Raw genomic sequence first — 5,739 nt, 5'->3', positions numbered from 1 at the left:
TCATCACACTGATAGGATTGCATACATTTTGATTAAACATGAAATATAGAGGTTATGAAAAAAATATTTAACAAAGAGTTTATAATTGGCATTTGCGTGATTACTGCAATTGTTATATTGATTTTCGGGATTGACTATCTGAAGGGAATAAATCTTTTTAGTCCGGCAAACTTTTATTACGCCTCCTATGACAATGTCGCAGGTCTGGAGATCTCTTCACCTGTAACGGTAGACGGCTATAAAGTCGGTCAAGTCAGAGAAATCCAGTTTGATTATGAAAATCCAGGGAAAATTAAGGTGTTGTTGGCTTTGAACAAAAACCTCAGAATACCAGTGGATTCAAAAGCTACAATGGGTTCAACATTAATGAGTGGCAATTTCATTTCTATTAAACTTGGCAAAAGTGCTGAAAAGATCCCGGTCGGAGGTGATATTGAATCATATGCCACACCTGATCTGATGGCATCGCTCAGCGATGATGTCATGCCCGCTGTCAATCAGATTCTCCCTCGCGTTGACTCGTTGTTATATAACTTAAACCGACTTGCAGGAGACCCGGCTCTGATAGCCTCGATAGAACGCCTTGACGGCATAACAGGTAATGTCCTTACAGCCACAAGCGGACTTAATTCTACAATCAACAGGGATCTTCCGATTGTGATGACAAACGTAAAATCTATCAGTCATGGGCTTGATACTGTCACAGCCAACCTCGGCATATTATCGTCTCAGCTCAAGTCTTTACCTCTAAACAACACTGTAGAGAATGTAAACGCCCTTACAGAAAATCTGACAAAGTTCACTAACCAGCTTAACGACAAAAACTCTACATTAGGATTGCTGATGAACGATCCTGAATTATATGACAAACTCAATAGAGTTGCGGCAGATGTGGATTCATTAATAGTCGATATCAAAAAGAACCCCAAACGTTACATTAGCATAAAGTTATTATAACTTATTTTTTAAGTAAATATACAAACTCCAATAATAGAGGTGCTGCATTCTTATTTGGAATGATTCCAAATAAGAATGCAGCACCTCTAAATATCTAAGTTGCGTTTATTAAATAATTTCAAGATATTAAAAAGGTAGTTCAGGGATTTTGAATTATTCGATTAAACTCTTATAGTTCAGCTATATAACACTCTTAAGGTCAATATGCGTCAGAATGAATCCACGGTCTTTGCAACAATTTGATTCTCAAAGCAGTATAACCATAATAAAAATTGCAAACATTTAACCATTTTTTTTTATGGAATTTTTGTTATTATTTTGTAGTCCAATCTGAGAAAACAATGGAGATGGACTTTCAAAACAAGTGGAATAAATGCCTTGAACTGATAAAAGACAATATCGGTTCCGATCGCTTCAACACGTGGTTCGCATGTGCGAAGCCTATCGCATTTGCAGAGAACCGTCTCACGTTGCGGTTGCCTTCATATTTCTACTATGAGAAATATGAAGATGACTTCTATGAAATACTGTCCAAAGCGTTGAAACGCGTTTTTGGTCAGCAGATCAGACTCGAATATGAGGTAGATGTTGTTTCAAACGACAATAGTGCTAAAGTCAAGCTTGAGAGTCCTCAGCAGTCTCACGTTCTAAAAAATAAGCTTGTAAATTCCTACCATAACACTCCAATAGAAAAACGCGAGCCGAATTTTGACCATCAGCTCAATTTTTCTTTGAACTTTGAGAATTACTGTGTAGGCGAAAGCAATAGGTTGCCAGTAACTATTGCCGAGTATATTGCAGATAATCCCGGAAAACCGGAGTTTAATCCATTCTTTCTCTATGGTAATGTCGGAGTCGGGAAGACACACCTTATTCAAGCTATCGGCATCCGCATAAAAGAGCGGAATCCGAATGCAAAGGTTTTGTTTGTGCCAATGAAACACTTCCAGACTCTCTATGCACAAGCGACAATAAACAAGGATGTACCGGGATTCATAAACTGGTTTCAGATGATGGATGTCATCCTGTTTGATGACCTTCAGGAATTATCCAACAAGACAGGTACAGCAGAAGCTCTTTTCCCAATATTCAATCACCTCCAGCGCAATCGCAAGAATATTATTTTCACATGCGACCGTCCGCCAATGGAGCTTGATGGAATTGCAGACAGGCTTATCGACCGCTTCAAATGGGGAGTAGTGGAACCATTGCCGAATCCGGACTATCAGCTTCGAAAGAAAATACTTGAGTTCAAATCTAAAAAGAACGGTCTTGGTTTGCCGGAAGACGTAATAGATGCAATTGCTACTGAAATAGATGGGTCTGTCCGTGAACTTGAGACAATCGTCAACGGTCTCCTCACTCGTTCTATTGTCAAAAATGCTCCGCTTTCCGTTGAACTGGCAAGAGAGGTAATGAGTCATGTTGTCAAGAGAACGGAACGTAAGCCTATAAACTTCGACATGATTGTGGAGTCAACAGCTGAGTATTTTAATCTCAATCCTGATGCTATATTCTCCCAAAGCCGACTGAGAGACATAGCAGATGCCAGACAGATGATCATGTTTCTCTCTCACAAACACACACAACTGTCTTCTCCTGCAATCGGAGCTAAGCTTAACAGGAAACATGCCACAGTGCTTCATGGCATATCGTCGATAAAAGACAGGTTGCAATTCTCAAAAGAATTGCATGATGCTCTTGAGGCAATAGAAAGCGAGTTATTCAAATAAACAGAATAAAATGAAACAGGGACTCCTCAGGAGTCCCTGTTTCATTTTATTCTATTCAGGAGGTCAGCACAAGTCCATTTTAATTGCATCTATAATCAGATCTATTGTGAGTCTGTCAATACCGGCTTTCTCAAGAGTCGGGACATCTGTCTCAAATGCAGACTGAAAATCCTCAAAACCGCTACCGGCTGATTTTTTGTATAATGCTGTCGCTTCCTTTATATTTCCAGAAGCAAGTTTGACATGTGCGGCATTCATTAAATCTATTGCAGTCGGGTTTGATTCAAGCAATTTCTCATAATAAGAACAACTTTTATCATAATTGCCGTTAATAAATTCAGTCCATCCGATTGCGCGCCATATAGCGGCATTATCCGGCTGAAGATAATTTGCATGATAAAATGATCTCAATGCACCGGCTATATCTCCAGATTCAAGATTAGCGTATCCGGCATTCATTATCAGCGATACGTTATCAGGATCTGCAAGCAAAGCTCTCGAATAGTATTCGGCTGCTGCTGCATAATTGCCGTTTTTCTTATTGATAAACGCGAGTTTTTTCAACAGCCATGTTCCAGAATCACCGAGCAATTCAGATTTACGATAAGCGGCAGCAGCCTTGTCATATTGTTTGAGAGCCTGATATGCATATCCTATTTTTTCCCAATAGGAATAATCCTCTTCCGAGGAGTTTTCTATAGCCTTGAATAATTCAAGAGACTCTTCATAGTATCCACGCTTGAAATAGAATTCACCTATTAGCTTTATGATTTCTTCATCTGCCATCATATCTCCGACAACAGGAAGATCAAGGAAGTTGAACGGTTCTGAGAATGGATCATCAAACTCGCTTTTTTTTCTGAAAAGCCGGAAGAACCTGTACAGTTCCCGGATAAATACAACAGCAGCCATGCTAAATTCAGGTTGAGATTGCTTCTCAAGCAATTCGGCAGACTGTTCCATCATCTGAGACAATTGCTGCTCAAACTGTCCTGTCATCATGTTCCTTTGCTGTTCCGGCATGGTGGAAAATGCTAAAACAAGAGAATATTTGTCAGAATCACACATATTGACACCGAATGTAAGCATGGAGTCAAGAGATTTGCGACTGACAGAATCCAGATTTACATCAGGATTATCAATGTCAAAAGGAAGAAACCATGCGCTTACATTGTTAAAAAACGGGAAACCCTTAAGATTGGAAAATGTCACCATCATGAGATCCGCGCCTTCAGATTGCATCTCAGTGAGTTCTCTCATCTTATCTGCAATGCCGTTTTTCTCAAGTATTTCCTCCCATTCAGGATTATTGTCAAGCATTCCGGACTCGAAATCCATTGCGGATTCTTTCATTTTTTTCAATACGTCCGGCTTAAGTTTCATCAATTCGGGAATAACCTCATCTCTCATTTTTGCCGTTACCCTGTCAGTATCGCGTGTTCTTATAATCTCCTTCACAACACTTCTCAGACGGCTGTATGTAACCAAAGAATCCTGCCATAACTGAAGTCTGGCTATAATCTTGTTGTCACATACTATTCTTTTCCGGTGTTTGCGCAAAGCAAGCACTGTTCCGACAAGCGAACACGCCGATATTTCTTGTGATGCAGCATTCTCATAAATATCTATAAGGGAGACAAACTTGTCACGGTCAAAATATTCCAGCAAAGACAATGTAATGGCGGATATCAGATATCGTGCCATCTCAGGTGCACCGCTTTGATTGATTATTTCTACCAGCATGCCGCATATATCCTTGTCATTACGCATTGTCCAGACTGTATCAAACAACTGACGCATGAGATTATACTTGTCAACAAGAATAGAACGGACATCCGCCTCGGCCGCCTCGGCAAGACTGAGTTTTGCCTCAACCTCTTTCAAACGATTCCATAGCACTTCAAACCGCAGGTTTCTATGTCTGCATATCCTTGCGGTAGAAAAATATACATCAGGGCTGTCAATGACAAGTTTATCAAGAAGAATATCATTTGCAATTTGCCTTAATGATGATAATGTTCCGTCATATACTTCACGGCGGGTTTTATCTTCTACTCCTTCTATAAGGTAGTGCACCATATAACCATAGGTCTGGCGAAGCCTTTTCAGGTTGTCTGTAGCCTTATAATTCTGTTCTTCCTGCGCGATATTTTCCAGAATAACGAAAGCATCGGCGACATGATTCCCATCAAGCAGTCTGCCTACTTCATTTATCTTGTCTTTTATAGATTCCAAAGTCATAATAAACAGATTTTCATCTTACAGAATGAGGACAGGATGACCTCACTCTCTTATAATCAACAAATATCTCGCCAAAAATTATTTTTGATACTTACGCAGAATGTATTAATTTTGTGTTATAATAATTAGGCATGTTTCTGTTTGCCGGAAGGAAAATACGGACAAAGCGTGCAGTCAAAAACTGTTTTCAATTAACTGATGATATTTCAGATGAAAACATTTCATGAATAATTTTCAATCCGGGACAAACCGGACACAGTCTAACAAAATATTAAAACATATGGTTATTCAACGTTGGCAATCTGTATTGCTGTTTATTACTGTTGTGGCTATGGCTGCTTTTTCTTTATTGTCGCTCGGTCAGATCCAGCTCCCTGATTTCACACTTGATTTCACAGCCCTTGGGTTTTATATCGAAGGTATCTCAACCAACGGCAGCGCATCAGGGTATTATATGTATACATTACCGTTATTCATAGTATCAATAATGAGTGCAATAATACCTTTGATAAATATATTTCTTTTTCGCAATCTGCGTCTTCAGAAGAGTTTGTGTCTTATTGGAATATTGTTCATATTGGCAGCCGTCTCAATCGGATGCGGATATGGTTACTGCACATTTGCAGAAACACATGTCTCTTGGTCTTCATTAATAATCGCGCCGCTTCTTGCCATTATAGCAACTATTATGGCTTATTCGCGAATCAATTCTGATCAAAAAATGCTTAAGGCTGTTGACAGAATAAGATGATAAGTATGTGACCCCGTCTTGACTTATTTACGAAAGTCAACAGGTAGTTTTCACTCC

Annotated in this window: 4 protein-coding genes; 3 read left to right on the top strand and 1 reads right to left on the bottom strand. The window is 39.4% G+C overall.

Annotation, left to right across the window (positions count from 1 at the left end; translation table 11 throughout):
* Nucleotides 1-54 precede the first annotated feature (54 nt).
* The gene (locus JX312_RS08205) at nucleotides 55-957 is read left to right on the top strand and encodes an MlaD family protein (protein WP_124031108.1); all 903 of its coding nucleotides are present in this window, start codon (nucleotides 55-57) and stop codon (nucleotides 955-957) included.
* A gap of 341 nt (nucleotides 958-1,298) precedes the next feature.
* Complete coding sequence (dnaA, locus tag JX312_RS08200) at nucleotides 1,299-2,690, top strand: chromosomal replication initiator protein DnaA (RefSeq protein ID WP_123406572.1); 1,392 nt, start codon at nucleotides 1,299-1,301, stop codon at nucleotides 2,688-2,690.
* A gap of 63 nt (nucleotides 2,691-2,753) precedes the next feature.
* On the opposite strand, the gene JX312_RS08195 is transcribed toward dnaA, so the two are convergent.
* The gene (locus tag JX312_RS08195; RefSeq protein ID WP_204457666.1) at nucleotides 2,754-4,925 is read right to left on the bottom strand and encodes a lipopolysaccharide assembly protein LapB; all 2,172 of its coding nucleotides are present in this window, start codon (nucleotides 4,923-4,925) and stop codon (nucleotides 2,754-2,756) included.
* 286 nt (nucleotides 4,926-5,211) lie between these two features.
* Between JX312_RS08195 and JX312_RS08190 the strand changes: the two genes are divergently transcribed.
* Complete coding sequence (locus JX312_RS08190) at nucleotides 5,212-5,682, top strand: DUF4293 domain-containing protein (protein ID WP_204457665.1); 471 nt, start codon at nucleotides 5,212-5,214, stop codon at nucleotides 5,680-5,682.
* Nucleotides 5,683-5,739 lie beyond the last annotated feature (57 nt).

It is taken from the genome of Barnesiella sp. CU968, assembly GCF_905219685.1.
GTDB classification, from domain to species: domain Bacteria; phylum Bacteroidota; class Bacteroidia; order Bacteroidales; family Muribaculaceae; genus Lepagella; species Lepagella muris_A.
The sequence above is the reverse complement of the archived record's forward strand: the minus strand, read 5'-3'. Positions and strand labels throughout refer to the sequence as shown.